Consider the following 21,115-nt stretch of genomic DNA (forward strand, 5'->3'; position numbering starts at 1 on the left):
GCAGGCGTGATCGAAGGCGGTGCGGATGCCTTTGGCGACGGCACGGGCGACATCGCGCTGACCAACGGGACGCTGAATGTGACGGCGACCTCGGCGCTTGCGCATGACATTACGGTGGGTGCCGGCGGCGGCACGCTGGCGACGGATGATGGTGTGACGGCAACGCTGACGGGGGCGATCACGGCGACGGGAGGGGGTCTGACCTTTGGTAATGGCACGGATACCTCGGAGTTTGCGCTGAACAACACCGTAGCCTCAAGCGCGGATTCCGCCACGACGATTGCGGGCAGCACCACGGTGGTTCTGGGCAATGGCAACAGTGCGGGTCTGTTCACGAACGGTCTTGCGCTGAGCGGCACGCTGGATCTGAACGGCAATGACACGGCGACGGGCAATCTGTCGGGTGCGGGCACGGTGACCAACAACGCGGCCACCGGCACGGCGGTTCTGACGGTGGGCGGCGATGGCACTGTACCGGGCAGCTTTACCGGCACGATCACGGATGGCGCGACGGCCACGACGGGTCTTGCGTTGAACAAGGGGCTCGCGACGGATGAATTTTCGCTGACGACCAGCCAGACCTATACGGGCGGCACGACAATCGACACCGGCGTTTTGTCGCTGAACGTGGCCAACGCGCTTGCGGATGCGGGGGCTGTGACGGTGAACGCGAACGGCACACTGGCGCTGGAGACAGGGGCCGAGACGATCGGGGCGCTGGACGGTGCCGGCAAGGTGACGCTGGGGGCCAACACGCTGACGGTTGGCGGGGCGACGGATACAGAATTTTCCGGCGTGATTTCAGGCACGGGCGGTCTGACGCTGGACAAGGCTGCCGAGGCGGATGTGTTCGAGCTTTCGGGGGACAATACCTATACCGGCACGACGACCGTGACGACCGGTACGCTTGTGGTTTCGGGGAACGAAGCGATTGATGACGACGGGTCTGTGGTGGTGTCGGGCGGCAGCACGCTGCGGGTTGATGCCTCGGAAGACGTGGGTCTGCTTGACGGTGCGGGTTCTGTCGATCTGGCTGTTGCAGGCCAAACCCTGACGGTGGGCAGCACGGTGGCCGGGACGGCTGACTTCAGCGGCGCGATCTCCGGCGCAGGTGGTCTGACGATGGACGGTGTCGGCACCCAGACGCTGAGCGGCACGAACAGCTACACGGGCGCGACGACGGTGACCGCGGGTACGTTGCAGGTCACGGGTGGTGCGGCGATTGCAGATGCGGGCGCGGTAGTGGTGAACGGCGGCACGTTCGAAGTGCTGGCGAATGAGACGATCGGCACGCTTGAGGGCGCGGGTGGCGTGGATGTGAACGCCAACACGCTGACGGTGGCGGGCACAGGCGACAAGACATTCAGCGGCGCGCTGAGCGGGTCGGGCGTGTTGAGCAAGACGAACAGCGGGACGCTGACGCTGACGGGTGATAACTCCGCTTTGACAGGCGGGATGCAAATCGGTGCGGGCGTGATTGACGGCAATAGTGATGCTGCTTTTGGTACGGGCCTGATCACGCTGAACGGCGGCACGATGGCGGTGAGCGGTACAACAACGGTGAGCAATGGGATTGCTGTGGGTGCCGGGAATGGCGTGATTACCGGTGCCGACGCGACGCTGACGGGGGCGATCACGGCGACGGGTGCACTGACCTTTGGCAATGGCACGGATGCAGCGCAGGTCGTGGTGAACAGCACAACGGCCTCGGCGGCAGCTGCGACCACGGTGAGCGAACTGGCGACAGTGGTGCTTGGGACTTCGCAAAGTGTGAACTTGTTCGCCAATGGGGGTGTGGTTGATGGCACGCTGGATCTGAAAGGCAATGATATCAGCTTTTCCAGTCTGACCGGTACAGGTGTTGTGACATCGAATGCCGCTGCGACCGCCACTGTGACGATCAATGGCGCAACAACGTTTGACGGCGCATTTAAGGATGGGGCCCCAGGGGGTGTCGCACTATATTCGGATGCGGGCTTGGGTAACATATTCACGCTGAACACTGCGGATAGTGACTATTCCGGCGATACGACCGTCAACTCAGGCACCTTGCGTGTAAGCGGCGGCGGCGCAATCGGGGATTCAAGCGCGGTGACGGTTAACACAAGTGCCGTTCTTGATGTGATGGCCAGCGAAACCGTCGCCTCGATCGAGGGTGCGGGATCGGTGACAGTTGGGACCGGCAGCGCGCTGACTGTTGCAGGCGATGCATCAACGACATTCAACGGTATTGTGTCCGGCACGGGCGGTCTGACCGTGGGTATTGCCCCGAGCACAGGGGCGCTGACATTAACTAATGAGAATACCTATACAGGCGCGACTACCGTCGAAAGCGGCACGCTGTTTCTGGGCAATGCCAATACGCTGGTCGATAGTGGTGCGGTTGTGGTGAACGGTACGCTTGATCTGATGAGCACCGATGAAACCATCGGGTCGCTTGCTGGCAACGGGACCGGTGCTGTCCACCTGAATGGGAATACCCTGACTGTTGCCGGGACCGGTACCGCGGCCACGACAGATTTCAACGGGGTGATCGACGGGACCGGAAAACTGGTCGTCAACAACGACACGGATACGCTTCGCCTTGGCGGGGTGAATATCCATACGGGCGGAACGGATGTGGAGGGCGGCACACTTGCTCTCACGGGTACGGGTGCGTTGGCAAATGTGAACCTGAACGACGGTGCGTTCCAGACGGCTGGTACCGTGTCAGGGACTGCGACAATCGCAGGTGGCATCATGACGGTCACTGGCGGGACAGTGACGACGGCGACGAATAACGATGGGGTGTTGGATATCAATGCTGGCACTGTGACGACGGTGAACAGTGCGGCCACTACAACAAATTCCGGCACTGTGACGACAGCAGTTGTCACTGGAGCGACCTTTACCAACGAAGCAGCAGGATCGGTTGGCACGGCAAATGTTTCGGGCGGTACATTTAGCACTGCGGGTACGGTCACCGGATCGGTGAACAACAACGGGGCCGCCGTGGCTGTGACAGGCGGGTCGGTTGCATCCTTGGTCAACAGCGCCGGTTCGGCCACGATTTCCGGCGGCAATGTGACGTCGATGAGCAACAGCGCGACCGCCAGCAATGCGGGGTCGGTCGGGACGTTGTCGCAAGGTGGCGGGTCGTTCGCGAACTCTGGCGGCATCACAACGGCGACAATCTCTGGCGGGACCTTCACGACTTCCGGCAGCGTGGGCACACTGGAAAATGCGGGTGGATCGTCCACGGTCCAGTCGGGTACGGTTGCCACCGCCAACAACACTGCAGGCAGCCTGAACATTGCTGGCGGGTCGGTCGGTGCTTTGACCTCTTCGGCCTCCACCACAAATGCGGGCGGGGTCGGCACGGCCAATATTGCGGGCGGCAGTTTCGCCAACAGCGGCACTGTCAGCGGCACGACAACCATCGGCGGGGGGACTGTCGACAACACCGGCACCCTTGCGGCGGTTGATCTAAGTGGCGGCACCTTGACCAGCACGGCCGGCACTGTTGGCACTGTAACAAACGCAGGTGGCAGCGTGAACATCAACGGGGGCACGGCGGGCCCTGTGGCGAACACCGCAGGCACCTTGACCGTCGCGAGCGCCGGTTCAACGGGGGCGGTCACCAATTCCGGTACAGCCAGCAACGCGGGCACCGTCGAAGCGCTTAATAATCTGGAAGGCACCTTTGACAATACCGGCACCATCAGCGGTGAAACCACCGTTGCGGGGGGCGCTGTGACGAACAGTGGTACGATGGCGAATGTGACCACCACGGGCGGCAGCTTTTCCAGCACGGCGGGCAGCATCGGTGACATCAGCATCAACGGCGGCACGGTGGAGCTGTCCGGCGGCACCGTGGGGGGCGTCGACAACGCGGCGGGTTCTTTGACCTTGGGGCTAGATGCGGGTGCGGTCACCAATTCGGCGACCCTGATCTTGACCGGTTCGGCGACCAGCCTGAACAACACAGCAGGTTCTACCACCGTGAGCGGCACGGTTTCCGGCCCGACAAACCTGTCGGGTGGGCAGTTGACCAACACCGGCGATCTGAACGGCGGCGTCACGGTCACGGCTGGCACCTTCGATTCAACCGGTACGATCCTTGGCACTGTGGATGCCAGCGGCGGTACTGTTAATCTTGCCGGCCGCTTGAACGGGTCGCTAGAGGCAGGGGATGGCGAGGTGACCATCACCGGTTCGCTGAGTGATGTGAACAGCATTACCAACAACGGAAGTGGCAGTTTGACCATCGCATCAGGCACGACATCGCTTGATAACGGCGGCATCGTTGTCAACACGGGCACAATGACAATCGGCGGGCGTCTTGCGGGCACCGGCGCGTTGGCGAATGCAGGCACGTTGGAAATTTCGACCGGCGGTACTGTTGCGATGAACATTGCCAACGACGGAACCTTGGCAGCAGAAGGTGCAATTACCGGGGATCTGGTGAACAATTCGGGCCGAACGGCGACCATCGCCGGTGTCATGACAGGTGATGTGGTCAATGCGGCATCGGGTGAGGTGACGATTGCGGGCACCCAGACGGGTACAATCGACAATGACGGGACCGTTCTGGTGACAGGTACGAACATCGGTGGGGTGATCAATAATGAACAACTGACCGTTGCCAGCGGCGGCACGGTTGAGGGCGACATTATCAACAGCGCTGTTCTTGAACTGGACGGGGAGGTGACCGGCGACGTCATCAATAATGGCAGTGCCCCGGCCGCAAGCACCGCGCGTCTGCGCATCGGAGATGGCGCGATTGTGACTCTCAGCGGTGGCGTTTCAGGCGATTTCGAGAATGCCAGCGATCTGAACCTGCGCGGGCGGGTGGACGGCATTTTGTCGAATACCGGCCTGACGACCTTGCAGGAGGGGATTTCGACAGTTGGCACTATTGTAAACGACGAAACCTTTCTGGCAGAGGTCGGCACGTTAAACTTCGGGTCGTTTACCAACAATGCGGATGTGACCCTCCGCAACGGGGGCATCCTGTCCGGTGGCAGCTTCCTGAACGCTGCCGATCTGACGGTCGGGAACGGTGGGCAGTTTACCTCTGGCACATTGACGAACAACGCCAACCTGACCTTGCCGGGTGGGGCGGTGATCGGGGCGGATGTTGTGAACAACGGGGTCATCACGGCCACGGGCACCAATCAGGCGGGTGGCACGCTGACCAACGCGCAATCGGGTGTCATCAACATGGCGGACGGCGCGACCGGTGACGTGATCACTGTGACCGGTGATGCGGTGCTGAACGGTCGGATCACGGCAGATATCGACCTGAGCCCTGACAATCAGGGATTTGACGAAATCCGGATTGATGGCGTGCTAAGCGGTGATGTTCTGGTCGACTTTAACGATCTCAGCGAAGAATTCGGCACGTTGAACGGCGGCCTGACGGTCCTGAGCTTTGGCGCTTTGGCGGATGATTTCACCTTTGACCAGACGGGGCTGCCGGCGAACGGTGCCTTGGTCTATGGTTTCAAGTTTGATGCTGAATCGAACTCTATTGCCATTGAATCCGGTGCGAACCCCGCAGTTGCGGGCATTGCGTCGGGGCTGACACTGACCCAATCATTGATCAATACGGTGGTGAACCGCCCCTCCAGCCCCTTTGTGGCAGGTTTGGCTGCCGAGGATGACGACCCTTGCGGCTTTGGCAGCTGGGCGCGCGGCGTTGGCGGTGTTGCGGATGCGAACGGTGAGACGGCAACGTCGATCGGTAACTTCAACTCAGAGATTTCGGCAAGCTATGGCGGCCTTCAGGTCGGGTTCGATTATTCCTGTTTCGACAGCCGCTATGCCGGTTTCGACCTCAGCTTTGGCGGGATTATCGGGGCCAATGCGGGGTCGCTGTCACAGCCTGTGTTCCGGTTTGACCCGACAACGGTCAGCCTGGACCGCAGCCAGACGGTAAGTGAGAACAAAACCGACTTTAACCAGACCTATGCAGGTGCCTATATCGGTGCGTCGCGCGGGCGGTTGTTTGGTGACATCCAGCTGCGTTTCGACCAGACGGCGTTTGACCTTAAGAACACGGCATTTGTCGACAGCGCCACAAACGGCGGTCTCGATGATCTGGGCGTTGCGGATCAGGAATACGACAGCACCAGCACCACAATCAGCGGTTCGGTCGGCTATGCCTTCCCGCTGAGCGAAGCGTCCGGTCTGGTCTTTGTGCCGGCGGTCGGGGTGTCGCACAGCCGGACTTCGGTCGACAATCTGCGCTTTGACGGTGGTACGCCTGACATTGCGGGCGACGACGGCTTCCTTGAAATTGACGACATCGTCAGCACGGTCGGTTTTGTTTCGGCCACATTGTCACGCAGCAAGATTTTGCCAAGCGGGACAGCGGCGTTGAACATGTTCGGGACCGTCACCTATTACCACGACTTTGGCGATGATACGACGTCCCGTTATTTTGCGCTGGATGCCAACGGCCTGCCCGAAGGGGAGCCGCTGACCACCACCAGCAGCAACTTGGGGGCATATGCCGAACTGTCAATCGGGATGAACTATACCAAGCTGCTGCAACCCGGCGCACCCGGTGGCGCGCGCCAGTTTGATGCGTCTGTGCGCCTTGACGGACGGTTCTCGGGCGGTCTGGACAGTTATGGCATAACAGGGCAGATGCGGTTCCAGTTCTAGGGTTAACGCCCTGAACAGGACCACCTCTGCTTGACCCCAAGGCTCGGGGTGGCCACACTGATCACGACCGCCAACCGAACGGCGCGCGCGCCTCGCGTGCCGGCAAAAAAGGAAACCGCCCGCAGATGTCATGGACCAGCAAAGTAGCCTGGAAAGAGGGGCTCTTTTTGCATCCTCACCATATGCAGCAGGCCGACCGCTATACCGAGCGGTTGGTGCAGGCACGCACGGCTGATGTTACGCCCTATCCGTGGGGCGTGAGCGAGCTGCGGTTCAACCGAGACCTTGCCCAGCAGGCCAAGATCGGGCTGACATCTGTTGCGGGGATTTTCCCTGATGGCACCCCTTTTGACGCCCCTGCCGGCGCGCCTTTGCCCTTGCCCGTGCCAGTTCCCGAGGAAGAGGCGCAAGGCCTATCGATCTGGCTGACCCTGCCGGATGTCAGCATTGGCGGGCAAAACGTGTCGCCCCAAGGGCAAAACGCTGCAACGCGTTATCTGTTATCGACGGAGACGGTATCGGAAACCTCTTCAGCCTCGCGCAATGAGCAGACTTTGGAAATTGCCAATCCGCGTCTGGAACTGGTGCTGCGCAAAACCCCGCGACCGGGGTATCAAAACATTCATTTGGGCCGCATCATCGAAATGCGCGATGGTATTGTCACGCTGGATGACACCGTCCCGCCAACAGGTTTGGTGGTGCGGGTGCACAACGCCTATGAGGGGTACCTTAGCCGCGTTGTTGGCTGGATCGAGGCCAAGTTGGAAACGCTGGCGCGCTTTGCCTCCGACCCGTCATCGGGCGGCGGCATGCAGGCCACGGATTATCTGATGCTGATGGTGCTGAACCGTGAATTGCCGGTGCTGCAACACCTCAAAGGTATGGCCGCGGTACATCCTGAACGGCTTTATGAAAAACTGATCGGGCTGGCGGGCGAATTGTCGACCTTTGATCAGGGCGCGCGGCGGGCTCCGAATTATGCGCGATATGATCACGAAAACCCAAAGGCCAGCTTTACCCCTGTGGTGCAGGACATCCAGCGGCTGCTGGCCCGCGATGTGGGCCGCGCGATCCGTTTGCCGCTGAAAGAAGTACGCGCCAATTCTTATGCAGCACTGGTCAATGACCGGAACCTGTTTGCGCAGGCGACCTTTGTGATCGAGGTCAGTTCCGGCCTGCCGTTGTCACAGGTGCAGACCCAGTTCCCGCAGCTGGCCAAGGTGGGCCCGTCCACCAGCATGAAACAGATCATCAACAACAACCTGCCGGGCATCGGAATCGTGCATTTGCCGAACCCGTCGCGCCAGATCAGGGTGGTCAGTACCAATGTCTATTTCGTGCTGGATAAGTCCACAGACCTGTGGCGCGAGTTCTCGACAGCACCTGCAATCGGGATGCACTTTGCAGGCAACTGGCCGGATCTGAAACTAGAAATGTGGGCCATACCGGAGAGCGCGTGATGTCGGATGATGACGACAAAACCGTCTTTGGTCAGCGACTGCCAATGCCGGAACCGCGCGGGCCATCGGGTTCGGGGACACCACCGGCCAGCCCGCCCCCTGCGGTGGATGACGGGGCGGACAAGACCGTTTTTGGTCAGCCTTTGTCACCCACCAGTGGTCTGCCGGCGGGGGGCGGGCGCGTTGCACCAGCGCAGCAGCCAATAAACAATCCCGGCGTTGATGACACTTGGCTGGGCGGGGCGCTGAACCCGCATCCGCAGCAACCCGCGCCGCGCCAGCCGTCTTATGCGCCGCCACCGCCACCCTTGCAGAACCCCTATGCGCAGCCTGTACCACAACAGCCGCTGTACCAGCCCGGGACGGGCCAACGCCCCGCCGGATCAGAGATTTTCCCTGAAATCCGTGCCGCACAGGAAGCCCCGCAATATGCCCCGCGCCCTAGGATCGCGTTTCAGGATGCCTTGCGCGCCGCAGGACCGGAGACAGGCGGGTCGTCCAACCCGTTGGTGCGGGCCGCTTCCGGCCTGTTGATCCTGCTGGGGCGGTTGCGCACGGGTCTGGTCGACATGCAGCCTGCGCCGCTGATTGATCATGTCACCCGCGAAATTGACGTGTTCGAACGCAACGCCCTGAACGCCGGTGTCGGGCAACAGGATGCGTTTGACGCGAAATACGCACTTTGTGCCACGGCGGATGATATCGTGCAGAACTTGCCGGGGGCGGATCGCGGTACATGGATGGAATACTCCATGGTGGCACGGTTCTTTGGTGAACGCTCCTCGGGTGTTGGGTTTTTCCAGAAGATGGACGAGGCGATGCGGGCGCCCGCGCAGCGCTACAATGTGATCGAACTGATGCTGACGTGCCTGTCGCTCGGGTTCGAAGGACAGTACCGCGCAATGCCTAACGGTTCTGTCGAACTCAGCCGCATCCGTACCGCGATGTACGAGACTCTGCGCCGCGTAAAGCCGCGCCCGGATGATGATGTGTCGGTGCGCTGGACCCCGGTTTTACTGGGCGGGAAGCGGCGGCAGGGCGGCACGCCGCTTTGGGTGATCGCGGCCATTGCGATGGTGATGGTCGTGTCGCTGTTTGCGACGCTTTCGACCTTGCTGACCCGCGAAGGGGCAGAGGTCCGCGGGCGTATTCTGGCGTTGCATGCCGGTCAGCCGCCGGTGACGATTGAACGCAGCGCACCGATTGTGCGCGGATATGAGGCACCCCAGTCGACCCAGCTTGAACGTATTCGCGCGGCATTGGCGACCGAGATCGAGGCCGGTGAAGTCGAGGTGGCGCGCACCAATGACTGGGTGTTTGTACGTGTCGGGGATGTCCTGCAATTCGGGTCTGGGTCTGCCAGTTTGACCAATGATTTCAGCAAACTGGCCAGCGCCATCGGGCGTACTTTTGATGACGAACAGGGTCCAGTGCGGGTTGTCGGCCACACCGATAGCATTCCGCCAACGGGGCGGGGCCAGTTCAAAACCAACGAAGCGCTGTCAATCGCGCGGGCCAAGGCCGTAGGCGATATTCTGGGCGGCGTTCTGATTGATCCCTCGCGCCTGCTGGTCGAGGGCAAAGGCGCGGTTGATCCGATTGCTGACAATACCACCCGCGAGGGGCGCGCCCGCAACCGCAGGGTCGAGATCATGATCCCCAGAGAAGAAGCACCGGAGTAAGCTGACATGCGCGCGATCTTTAATCCGGTGGTCAGGCTGTTCCGGCTTTTGCAACGGATGTTCAAATCCAAATGGGGCAAGGCGTTCCTGATCCTCTGCGGATTTCTGGCGATCTTTGCGGCCATTTGGTTCGGTTTCCCGCTGACCGGTTATGCAGTCATCAGCACGGTTTTTGCACGTCTTGCGTCTATTGCCGGCATCCTTGGCCTGATCGGTCTGATCTATCTGCTGCGCTGGCGGTCGCGGCGCAAGAAAGCGCGTAAGCTGGAGGAAAGCCTGCTGCCGGATCAGACCGGCGACGGCAAGGTGCTGGCCGAGAACATGAAGCTGGCGCTGGACAAGCTCAAGAAGTCCGGCGGCAAGAATTACCTTTATGATCTGCCGTGGTACGTGATCATCGGCCCGCCCGGTGCAGGCAAAACAACAGCACTGCGAAATTCCGGCATTGAATTCCCGGGTCTGGATGCGATGCCGGAACAGGGTGCCGGTTTTGGCGGCACGCGCAATTGCGATTGGTGGTTTGCCGAAGACGCCGTTCTGATTGACACGGCCGGGCGCTATACCACGCAGGACAGTGATGCGATTGCGGATGAGGCAAGCTGGGGGTCCTTCCTGAACCTGTTGAAAAACGGGCGGCCTGACCAGCCGATCAACGGTGTTATTCTGGCGTTTTCGGTGGAGCAGATGTTGAACGCCACGCCCGAAGATCTGGCTGCCCATGCCCAGACTGTACGCAAACGCTTGGGTGAAATCCACGAACAGCTCAAAATCGATTTTCCCGTGTATGTTCTGTTCACAAAGGCCGATCTGATCGCGGGATTTCGCGAATATTTTGCCAGTTTCAGCACCCTGCGGCGCAAAAGCGTTTGGGGAGTTACCTTTCAGACCAAGGACCGCAAGGCAGAGACCTACAAGAATGTGGAGGCCGAGTTTGACGCGCTTCTTGCCCGTTTGAGCGATGAGGTCATCGACCGGATGAACGAAGAACCCGATGGCGTCAGCCGTATTGCGGTCTTTGGCCTGCCGGGCCAGATGGCAATGATGCGCGCCAATGTGGCCGAATTCATCCGGCAGGTGTTCGAACCGACACGCTATAAAACCAACGCTATTCTGCGCGGATTCTATTTCAGCTCCGGCACACAGGAAGGCACGCCGATTGATCAGGTTCTGGGGGCGATGTCACGCAATCAGGACGGCGTTGAATTCCAGCCGTCGTTTATGTCGGGCAAGGGTAAATCGTTCTTCCTGCATGATCTGCTGAAACGGGTGATCTTTGAAGAACGCGATTGGGTCAGCTTTGATTACAAGGCGATCCGCCGCGCGCGGATTATGCGCACGGGTGCGGTTGGCGTCATTGTCGGGGCGACGATGGCGGCGATGGGTGCTTTCGGTTTCAGCTTCTGGCAAAACGCCACTTTGCTGCGCACGGCCGATCTGGAAACCCAAAGTTATTTCAGCAAAGCCCGCCGCGAGATTTCCCGCCCCGTGGTCGACAACACCGATCCTTCGGTCATTCTGTTGCATCTTGAGGATCTGCGCAACATGACTGCGGGTTACGGCGATACCCGCACGCCGCCGGTCTGGGAAGGTTTCGGTCTGTCGCGCCATAGTGAGGTGTCGCTGGCCGCCGATCGCGCCTATTCCGACGGATTGGAACGGATGCTGCGGCCCCGCATGATCCTGCATCTGGAAAACGAGATACCGCAGCTGATCGCCGATAAGGAAACCGGCGGTATCTATCGTGCGCTCAAGGTCTATCTGTTGCTGGGCGGACAGGGCCAAGGGCAGGGCGATGACGCCGCCATCGCGGCCTATTTCGAAGAAGTCTGGGGGCGGTTGTTTTCCGGGCCGGGGCAAGCGGACGAGCGGGACAGGATCAACGCCCATCTGGCCGCGATGCTTAGTCTGGACGAGGATCGTTTGCCTGCACTGGCCATTGACCCCGAAATCGTGCGCAGCGCGCGCGAAGCCATCGTGAACCTGCCGCTGGCCGATCAGGCCTATGCCTCGATTAAGGACCGCGCAGCGACCTCGGGTGTGCCGGATTTCAATCTGGTGGAACGGGTGTCCGGGCAGGTCGAGCGTGTGTTTGAAACCACGGATGGCAGCCCGCTGGCGTCGGTGGGCGTGCCGGGGATTTACACATTCGAGGGCTATTGGGGTTTCTTCCTTGAAGAGCTGACGTCGGCGCGGGACCGGTTGCGCGATGACCAATGGGTGCTGGGGGAGGCCGCCGGACGTGTGGGATATGAATCGCAGCTGTCCAATCTCGAACGCGACTTGCACCGCGCTTACCGGATTGAATTCAACGCAGCTTGGCGCGAAATGTTTGGCCGTATCGGCCTTGGTCCCCTGTCCAACGACGCCCCGCAATATGAGGCACTTGCGGTTTTGTCTTCCTCCGTGGCGTCGCCAATTCTGGAATATGTGGAAGCGGTCGAGGAAGAAACGCGGCTGACGCGGCTGTACGATCAGATCGGCGATATTTCGGCAGACCAGATCGCTAGCGGCGCGTTGAGCGAGGGGATGGGCGACGCGGTGTTCCGCCGGATCTACAGCCAGTCCGGCGTGTTCCAGCGTGTCGTGCTGGACAACATCGCGAAAAAGGGCAAGGTCCAGACCCGCGCGGGCAATGCAGTGGCAGAAGACACGCAGCGCCGTCAGGTCGAACGGATGACCGACGATTTCGCGCAGTGGCACAGCTTGCTGAAAGGTGAAGCGCCGAACCGCCCCGTTGACGTGATCCTCGCCAATCTGGCGGACCTGCGCGAAAACCGGCGTCAGTCTATCGTTGCCCCGACCCCCGCAGATGAAACCATGCTAAGCCAGTCTCTGTCGGCGCTGACGCGCAACAATACCGCGTTGCCAAAGGATCTCGCGCGCATGTTGAACGAGGTCGATACGGAATTCCGTGCCGTGGCCACCGCGGCCACCATGACGCAGTTGAACCGCGCGCTGAACGACGATGTATCGCAATTCTGCCGTGACCTGATTGCGCCGCTCTATCCCTTCGGGACGGGGCGCCATCTGTCGCCTGCGGTGTTCGGGCAATTCTTCGGGCCCGGCGGGCGGATGGACACGTTTTATACGTCTTATCTACAACCTCATGTGATCCGTGGCGCGGATGGGTTGATGCCGGCGCCCGACAGCGCCATCGGCCAGACCTTGTCGCTGGCCGCCCTCAAACAATTTGACCGTGCACAGGCGATCCAGCTGGCGTTTTTCGCAACCGGCTCGTCAGAGCCCAAAGTCGATATGTCGGTCACGCATCTTAGTTCGTCCCCGTCGGTCGAGCTGGCAATCCTGTCGATGAACGGCGGGTCTGTGCGCACCCAGCCTGACAGCATTCCCGCCGCGCTGAGCTGGCCCGGTCAAAGTTCCGGTGTGGCGCTGGAGTTGTTTCCGGGCGCCGATGATCGCCAGTCCAACATCACCTTTGCCGAAGGGCGCTGGGACATTGTGAACTTTCTGCGCAAAGGGAGGTCCCGTGTGAGCAATAACGTGGTAGACGTTACCCATGATGTAGGCGGGCGCACGATCACCTACCGGATTGAATTCAACAGCACCACGGTGCCGTTTCTGATGCGCGAATTGGCGGATTTTTCCTGCCCTGCGTCACTGGAGCAATAAGATGGGCACAGCAGGTATCGGCATCATGGGTAAGCACCCCGAATATGGCGATTTTCTGCAAACAGGGATTCCCGAACCGGTGCTGGGTGTGTTCAACGGGTGGCTCGATGCCTGCCTGCCGGTCTTGCGGGATCAAATGGGTCAGGGATGGGGCCCGTTTTGGGACGGGGCACAAGATCTGCGGTTCTGGATCGGGCGCTCTGTTTTGGGGCAAACGGTTGTTGGTATTCTGCGTCCTTCGCGCGATCGGGTTGGCCGGCGATTTCCGCTGATCTTGCTGGCAAGTGGCGCGGATGTGCCGGTACCCTTGGGCGCGGGGGTTGATCAAGCCCCGTGGGATAGGATGGCGGCGCATCTGGACCGGATGCAAGCAGGCAAAGGTGCTGCGGCATTGCTGGAAGGGCTGGATATAGAAATTGCGGCCGAGGGCGAGAACCACGCGGCGATTGGCCCGACCTTGTGGGCGCATCACCCCGAGGGCAATCTGGACGCTTTGCTGGCCTCTGCTGCGGGACCGGATGTTGAACGCGCGCAGCTGATGCGATCCTACTGGTGGGCAACAGGCACGCGCGATGCGCAGGTCAATCGCGCGGCAACGTGGTTGGGATGTGCGGGATTACCGGAACCGCAAGCCTTGGGCTGGCTTTTGGGCGGTGTCGCGGGCGAAGCGGAGGCGGGGGCGTGAACCGGAACGATTATTTCACTTTCGAGACCGGACAGGGCAGCGATGTCGGCTGTAAACGCAAGGTCAACGAAGACAGCTATTTGTCGCGGCCTGAATACGGGCTTTGGGTGGTTGCGGATGGCATGGGGGGGCACGCGGCGGGTGATTTTGCCAGCCAGACCATTGTGCATGAACTGAACTCGATTGGGCTGGCGGTGTCGGCGGATGATCTGGTTGCCCGCTTCGACCAGCGATTGACGCAGGCCAACGAAGTGATCCGCGCACAAGCTGCGCAGCTGGAGGGCGGCATGATCGGGGCCACGGTCGCAGCGCTTCTGGTGCATCAAACCCGCTTTGATTGCATCTGGTCGGGCGACAGCCGGTTGTATCTGCTGCGCGACGGTCAGCTGGTTCAACAAAGCCGTGACCATACCGAAGCGCGCGCCTTGTTGGATGCGGGATCAATCACCGCCGAGGAAGCCGCGAACTGGCCGCGCAAGAACGTGATCACCCATGCGGTCGGTGTCAGCGAAAAACCGATTTGTGAACGGGTCACAGGGGAATTGCAGCTGGGCGACGTGTTCCTGATTTGCTCGGACGGGTTGACAGAACACATCGCGGATGCGGAAATTGCACAAATGCTGCTGAGGTATCCACCGCAAGAAGCTTGCGCGCAGCTTATCGACGAAACAGTGCGGCGGGGTGCGCGCGATAACGTCACCGTTATTGCGATGCATTGTTCTGATGCGCCGCCACCGGCGGAAGATGAGATGCTATATGATCTCGATAACAGTAGTTTGGATACAGGGTCGGTAGTGTGAGCGGGAAAGACAACAGCAAGGGAAACCAAAGCGTGCCACCGGTATCGGACGACGATGACGACGACAAGACGCGGATCGTAAGCCGCCCCCCCGTGGAACCTGCCGATGAGGATGCCGAACGCACCCAATTCGAGGCGCATCCCTCCGCCAATACGCCAGACCCGAAAAACGCCCCGTCACAGGACGAAGCGGATCAACCGTCCGATGAACTGCCCCCGCTTGACCCGCCTGTCGGCGCGCCGCCTGTGCGGCCGCAAAGCACCGCATTGGGCATTGGTACAACGATCAATAACAACTACCGGATCGAACAGGTTCTGAAGTCCGGCGGCATGGGCGCGGTCTATCGCGGTGTGGAAATCGGCACCGGTGACCCCGTGGCGATCAAGGCGATCCTGCCCGAACTGGCCGAAGATGAAAAAGCCGGGCTGATGTTCAAACGCGAGGCGCGCACCCTGCGCCAGCTCGCCCATGAAGCGATTGTCCGTTATTATAATTATGTCCACGACCGCGATCTGGACCAGTATTTTCTGGTGATGGAGTTTATTGAGGGCATCCCGCTGTCTGACCACATCAAGGAATTCGGCGCGCTTCCTGTGCCTGCTGTGATGACCTTGCTCAAACGCTTAAGCAGCGGTTTGTCCAAGGCCCATGCGCAGGGCGTGACCCACCGCGATCTTTCGCCGGATAACGTCATGCTGCCGGGTGGGGATGTCAGCCAGGCCCGGTTGATCGACTTTGGAATTGCGAAATCCACTGTGGTCACCGAGGGCACGACCCACGGACAGTTTGCCGGTAAATACAAATATGTCGCGCCGGAACAACTGGGCGGGGGCGAGGTCAGCTCGCCTGCGGATATCTACGGGCTTGCCCTGCTGACCGCTGCGGCTGCCATCGGCACGCCGCTTGATATGGGCAGTTCTATCGTTGTGGCGGTGCAATCGCGTCTGAGCATACCCGATCTATCGGCAGTTCCGATGGCACTGCGCCCTATTCTGAGCCATATGTTGGAACCTGATGAAACGCGCCGGCCTGCGTCGATGGATCTGGTTGGTCAAATGGTCGATCATCCGGAATTGATACCGGCGGCCTACCGCGAAGGGATGGCATTTTATCCGTCTGAATCCACAACCGGACAATTCACCGCGCCGCCGCACGGATTGCAAATACCGACCACAGCAATGACCCAACGCAGCGTGTATCCCAGCACAATCACACCACAAACCATGGGCCCCGCTACCCTGCCGGAACAGGAAGTCGAAAGTCGTGGCGGGAACAAAGCGCTGGGTCTTTTGGTCGGGTCCTTCGTTGTGATCAGCGCTGCTGTCGGATTTGGTGCCTGGCAAATGGGCATGTTGGGCGAGGCACCACCACCGCTTGCGTCCGGCATCGACCTGGGCACGCAAACGGCTGGCATGCCGGCACGCCGTGCCGATACCCGCGCGGGGTTTCTGGCCGAATTCGACGCGGGCCGCTGTACCTTGCTGACGCGGGTACCCGCCGGTCGCAATGCCGGTATGGTCGAAGTGTTTTCCCAAACCGGTGAAGAGCTTGCCGGTTTGCCTGTCGCCTATGAAGAAAAGTTTGGCGCGCGTCCTGCGATCCTGCCGCGCCAGATCACGTCGGATCAATGTGCGGCCCTTGAATTTACCCATGCGCTGCAGGGTCGGGGACGTGAAGCGCCCAGAATCGAGATGACAAAAGACGAGATGGTCTCGGGGCAGGCCATGACAGTGCGGATAGGCGATATCGGGCGTCAGTCGGTATGGGCGGCGTTGATCACCCCAAGTGGCGCAATCTTTAACCTGACGGAACGCCTGTCCGATCCGGTGGGGGGGCAGCGCAGTCTGAACTTTGGTTTGACCCTTGCCAAAGGGTCGGAGGCGGTGCCGCAACTGGTTTTAATCGTCGCCAGCGACAGCCCGCTGGCCCGCACGGCGACCGCCGGCGACGGCATTCCGGCGGCGGAGCTTCTGGCCTTGGTGCTTGAGGAAATCTCTGGTCGCAAAGGGGCCGCATCCGCCAGTGTGGGCTACGTCAAGCTGTTGCCTCCCGAGGGCTAGGATCAACGCACGTCAAAGGTGGTGACGGCGAGGGCTGCTTGACTGGCGATCTCGCCGGACAGGCCGGAAAACACATCCTGGGCCAGTTGCCCCGCCCTTGCGCGAATTTCTGTCGCAGGGCGGCGCGTCGCAATGGCCAGCAGCATCTGTTTGGTATCGCGGGGCGCACCCGGGCGGGTGACGGGCACGTCAAACCGCGCGAAGTTGCCAGAGAACGACATAAAGCGTTGCAGATCCTGCACCACACCATTGTTGTCGATAAGGACCAAAGTCACATACCGCCCCGCCGTCCCCCGAAGGACACCGGTAAGGTTGCCGCCTGACGGCACTTCAGCGGCATCAAGGCGCAGACCAAGCTGCGTCGCCGGATAATCGCGGTTCAATCTGACATAATCCAGCGCGGCGCATTGCCGTTCGTCAATCAGCACGCGGGTTTGACGGATGTCGGTGTCTTTCTCGGTGAGCACGGTATCACTGAACCGCGCCATAGCAGCATCCGAGCTGGCGATCAGGGCAAGACCGACACCCTCTGTACCGTCCCGGCGCGGCAAGGCCAGCAGACAAGGATCGGTCACAGCGGTTTTGATCCGGCGCAGCAATTCGCCCACGGCGATATCCTGCGCGGAAGGGGCAGGCGCGGCGGCTTTCGGTTTGGGCGGTGTGATGTCGGGTCTGCGTCCTATCGCCGCGACAACAGTGCCAGCAGCGGCGGCAGGGCGGATGATTTCGGTTTGTGCCGGCACACGGGTAATCGTTTCCGCACCGCTGGGCACTGGCGTTGCAATCAATCCCGCGGTGCCTTCGGGCACAACTGGGCTAAGCGCAGCAGCAGATGGCAAAGCCGTGACCGTTTCGGGGATCAAGGGATTGCTATCGGGCATTTCGGGCGCGGCAGGGGTGATGGGTTGGATGGATTCCGGCTCCGCCTCGATCGGGGCGGCGGCAATGGGGTCAAGCGCTTCGGGTGTTTCAGGCTCTAATGCGGCCAGTTTTTCAGGTTCTTGCGCGACGGCTTCGGGCTCTACCGGCTCCGGCTCGACGGGTTCGGGTTCGACGGCTTCCGGTGCAACTGGCTCTGCGGCAACGGTTTCTTCCGGTGCAAGTGCGGCCAGTTCTTCGGGCGCGGCATCTTCGACGGTTTCGGGGGCGGCGGGATCAATTCCGTCGCCGTCATCCGCGCCCGCCTCGCCCTCCTGTTCCAGCAAACCGGCGATGGTGTCACTGTCGAGGGGCGCAATTGTGATCGTGTATTCGGGGCGCTCTTCGGGATCAGGTGCAGCAACCGCCAGCACATTTTGCAATCCGCCAAACCCGATCGCGATGGCCGCACCATGCAGGACAACAGCCCCTGTTGTTGCGGCCCACCATCCGCCGGAACCGGATGCGCTGTAAGGTAGAAAGCTCATGTTCCCTTACTCCGGTGAATGGTGACAAGCCGGATATCCAGGTTTTCCATGCCGGGCCGGTTGACCAGTTTCAGCAGATCAAGGGCGGGGGCAGTGCGGTCGATCAATACATGCAGAACGCTGTGACCGACCATCGCTTGAGGCAACCCGTCGGCCGCCAGTTCTTCGCCATCAAGTGTCAACCTGCCGTCTTCTTCAACGATCAGCACCGGTTTGGGCAACTGGTCAATCGGCAGGTCGCGGGTTTCAGATATGCGCACCCCTTCGTCCGGCGTACTGACCAATGAACCGGTCGCCAGAAAGAACAGGATCAGCAGCAAAACGATGTTCACAATGAACAACGAGACATCGGGTCTGATCGGGTCGCTCGGGCGGGGCAGGGGGCGACGACGCGGAGCCATATCAGAACTCCTCCCCGATACTCACCTGTACGGAGGCGACCTCGGCGGCACTAAGGCGCGCAAGAACCGTGGTGATATCCTGAACCTGTGCGGAAGGGCGCACAATTAGGACAACCGCTCCGGGCGATCCGGCAGTTCCAAGCGCGTCGGCAAGATCGTCGAGCGCGTCAAATCCAAACCGTTGCCCCCCGACCAGAACTGTCTCGGCCTCGATGGTCCAAAGGGCGACATCACCGGCATCCTCAAGGGCGGGCGGTTCGGGGTCTTCGCCCTCTTCACCGGCAACCGTGGGGGCGGCATTGGCCTGTGCCTGCGCACTTTGAAACGGCAACAATGAATAGGGTGTCAGACCCGATGACAACATAAAGAAAATCAACAGCTGGAACATTGCATCGGCCAAAGGCGTCAATGCAAAGCGGTAATTTGTCCGCCTTTTTGGTAGGTTAAGGGTAAAGCCGCTTGCCACGCCCCTGCTATGCCTTTGCGGTTGGGTCAACCCGACCATAGATCGCGGCGGAAATCGCCGCTTCGATCAGGTTGCGTTCACGGTCGATCCGGCTTTCGAACCAGCTGGCAAAGAAATAGGCAATCAACGCAATCGCCAGCCCCACAGCCGTTGTTGTCAAAGCGGTCCAGATGCCACCGGCAAGGGCCGCGGGATCGACACCGCCATCCGACAGCGACAAGACCGAAAACGCATCAATCATGCCGATCACGGTACCCAGCAAACCCAGCATCGGGGCGGCTTGTACCACCATCTCCAGCAGGCGCATCCTTTCGGTCATGCGTGCCAGTTCGATTACGGCGGTCTGGCGGCCCAGCTCTTCGGCATAGGCGGTATCACCCGGCTTGGCCTGAACGCCGGAAAACACCGCTTGCAGGATGCGCGACAGGACCGATTTACGATCAGAGGCCAGCCGCATCGCATCGTCACCGCGCCCCGACAGCCAGGTATCCAGAATTTCCTCTGCGCGGTGCCTTTTGCCAACGCCGATGCGGGCAAACTGGACCAACTTGAAGACGGAAACCGTAACCGACATCAAGGAGAGCACCGCCAAAGCAAAAAACACTACCAACGTGGCAGGATTGAAAGAAGTCCCCAAGAACTGTTCCATAACGTCCTTTCTGTCGTCATCCGTGCCAAGGCACGCCGTGATCCAAAGATCAGATGCCGAACTGAATTGCTGTGCGTGAAGAGGCGGTCAGCGATTGCATGCAAATCGGTGACTCCGCACCGGCAACGACACAGGCCGCCGCATCATTGACAACAATGCGCGAGATGGCACCGCAAGGGGTTCCGGCAAGATCAAATTGCAGAATTTTGGTTTTACCCTCAACCAGATCACCGAATTCCAGTACCAAAAGCCGTGTTACGGCCCCCTGAGAATCAAATACCGCGACTTCGTATGCGGTTCTGTCCAGGGCGTTGCCGGTCCGGTTTGCCGCAACATAGGTCAGTCGGCAGCTGCCGGCCTCGGTTTCGGTCGCACCGTTCAGTTCCAGCGAAAATACCGGTGTTTCCTGTGCAAATGACGAGGTGGCGAGGGCGATTGTGGTGGCGAGTGTCGTGAGAAAAAGGCGCTTAAATAACATGAGACTTCCTTGCAAATATATTAACCAATTGCCTGACCATAGCGCCGCGAACTGCGTCACAAGTCAATCGGAATCATGGGAAAAGCCGCAATTTTCGGATGTGAAACGGGAAATTTGTGCTGTGGCGCGATGCTGCGCTGACCTAGCGGAAAACGCCGATCAGGAACCCGGGGTTCGGGTTATCATGCATGCTGCGATGCTTCTTTACCGGTTGGGTCTGTGCCGGCGGCACAGCAAGCACGCGTTGTTGCGGTGACGGCGCCAGAACGGGGGTCACAGCTGAAGATAGAACCGGCGCATCAAACACCAGATCGCTTGAGGCGTGTGCCGTTTGTGTTGGTGCCTTGCTGCGTGATTTCGGACGCTTGCCGGTTTCCGGTGCCAGTGTCGATCCGAACAAACGCCAGCGCATGACATTGGCCCGCGACACATCTTTAGCCACCACATGCGACATATCCTCAGCATCCGGGGCATCCGCTGTCAGTTCCTTTTTCACAGACAAGGGGATCCGGCGCAGTTCAGCATTGTCCGGCTCGAAAGGGTCGGGCGTGGATATCGCCGCCTTTCCTGCGGAGCCATGGGCATTGGAAAGGCCGATGCCCCCACCAACGGTCAAGATAACCAAGCCGACTGTTATGCCTAAAACGCGTATCATGGCGGCAATATAGCCTATATTGCGCTGTTTTTCAGCATTATTGTGGCTATGGATCGAATTTGTGGTATTTTGCCCACGCAGCTTGGCGGAAG

The 21,115-nt window shown here is 60.3% G+C and carries 13 protein-coding genes; 7 read left to right on the forward strand and 6 right to left on the reverse strand.

Annotated elements, in window-relative coordinates:
• From Z947_RS0101340 to Z947_RS20690, 7 genes are all read left to right on the forward strand, one after another.
• The coding region (locus Z947_RS0101340) for an autotransporter-associated beta strand repeat-containing protein (protein ID WP_025042511.1) at positions 1 to 6,651 on the forward strand (6,651 nt) is incomplete at its 5' end.
• 125 nt (positions 6,652 to 6,776) lie between these two features.
• On the forward strand, positions 6,777 to 8,111 hold the full coding sequence (gene tssK / locus Z947_RS0101345; RefSeq protein WP_025042512.1) for a type VI secretion system baseplate subunit TssK: 1,335 nt from the start codon (positions 6,777 to 6,779) through the stop codon (positions 8,109 to 8,111).
• Positions 8,111 to 9,793 carry a type IVB secretion system protein IcmH/DotU gene (icmH, locus tag Z947_RS0101350; protein ID WP_025042513.1) on the forward strand — a complete coding sequence of 561 codons (1,683 nt, stop codon included), beginning with the start codon at positions 8,111 to 8,113 and terminating at the stop codon, positions 9,791 to 9,793. Before tssK ends, icmH begins: the two co-directional genes overlap by 1 nt.
• Positions 9,794 to 9,799: 6 nt before the next feature.
• The gene (gene tssM, locus Z947_RS0101355) at positions 9,800 to 13,423 is read left to right on the forward strand and encodes a type VI secretion system membrane subunit TssM (protein WP_025042514.1); all 3,624 of its coding nucleotides are present in this window, start codon (positions 9,800 to 9,802) and stop codon (positions 13,421 to 13,423) included.
• 1 nt (position 13,424) lies between these two features.
• Positions 13,425 to 14,108, forward strand: a complete 684-nt coding sequence (gene tagF, locus Z947_RS0101360; protein ID WP_025042515.1) for a type VI secretion system-associated protein TagF — start codon at positions 13,425 to 13,427, stop codon at positions 14,106 to 14,108.
• On the forward strand, positions 14,105 to 14,908 hold the full coding sequence (locus Z947_RS0101365; RefSeq protein ID WP_025042516.1) for a PP2C family protein-serine/threonine phosphatase: 804 nt from the start codon (positions 14,105 to 14,107) through the stop codon (positions 14,906 to 14,908). Before tagF ends, Z947_RS0101365 begins: the two co-directional genes overlap by 4 nt.
• Positions 14,905 to 16,968, forward strand: coding sequence for a serine/threonine-protein kinase (locus tag Z947_RS20690; RefSeq protein WP_052880574.1), 2,064 nt, complete (start codon positions 14,905 to 14,907; stop codon positions 16,966 to 16,968). The genes Z947_RS0101365 and Z947_RS20690 overlap by 4 nt, the downstream gene beginning before the upstream one ends.
• Before the next feature lie 2 nt (positions 16,969 to 16,970).
• On the opposite strand, the gene Z947_RS0101375 is transcribed toward Z947_RS20690, so the two are convergent.
• The 6 genes from Z947_RS0101375 to Z947_RS0101400 form a co-directional block, all read right to left on the reverse strand.
• Positions 16,971 to 18,374, reverse strand: a complete 1,404-nt coding sequence (locus tag Z947_RS0101375) for a hypothetical protein (RefSeq protein ID WP_025042517.1) — start codon at positions 18,372 to 18,374, stop codon at positions 16,971 to 16,973.
• On the reverse strand, positions 18,371 to 18,775 hold the full coding sequence (locus tag Z947_RS0101380; protein ID WP_025042518.1) for a hypothetical protein: 405 nt from the start codon (positions 18,773 to 18,775) through the stop codon (positions 18,371 to 18,373). The genes Z947_RS0101375 and Z947_RS0101380 overlap by 4 nt, the downstream gene beginning before the upstream one ends.
• 1 nt (position 18,776) lies before the next feature.
• Positions 18,777 to 19,280, reverse strand: a complete 504-nt coding sequence (locus Z947_RS0101385; RefSeq protein ID WP_081781091.1) for an ExbD/TolR family protein — start codon at positions 19,278 to 19,280, stop codon at positions 18,777 to 18,779.
• Positions 19,249 to 19,890, reverse strand: a complete 642-nt coding sequence (locus Z947_RS0101390; RefSeq protein WP_025042520.1) for a MotA/TolQ/ExbB proton channel family protein — start codon at positions 19,888 to 19,890, stop codon at positions 19,249 to 19,251. Before Z947_RS0101390 ends, Z947_RS0101385 begins: the two co-directional genes overlap by 32 nt.
• Before the next feature lie 49 nt (positions 19,891 to 19,939).
• Positions 19,940 to 20,368 carry a hypothetical protein gene (locus tag Z947_RS0101395; RefSeq protein WP_025042521.1) on the reverse strand — a complete coding sequence of 143 codons (429 nt, stop codon included), beginning with the start codon at positions 20,366 to 20,368 and terminating at the stop codon, positions 19,940 to 19,942.
• Between the two features lie 142 nt (positions 20,369 to 20,510).
• Positions 20,511 to 20,993 carry a hypothetical protein gene (locus tag Z947_RS0101400; protein WP_156026604.1) on the reverse strand — a complete coding sequence of 161 codons (483 nt, stop codon included), beginning with the start codon at positions 20,991 to 20,993 and terminating at the stop codon, positions 20,511 to 20,513.
• Positions 20,994 to 21,115: the final 122 nt, after the last annotated feature.

Source organism: Sulfitobacter geojensis, from assembly GCF_000622325.1.
Classification (GTDB): domain Bacteria; phylum Pseudomonadota; class Alphaproteobacteria; order Rhodobacterales; family Rhodobacteraceae; genus Sulfitobacter; species Sulfitobacter geojensis.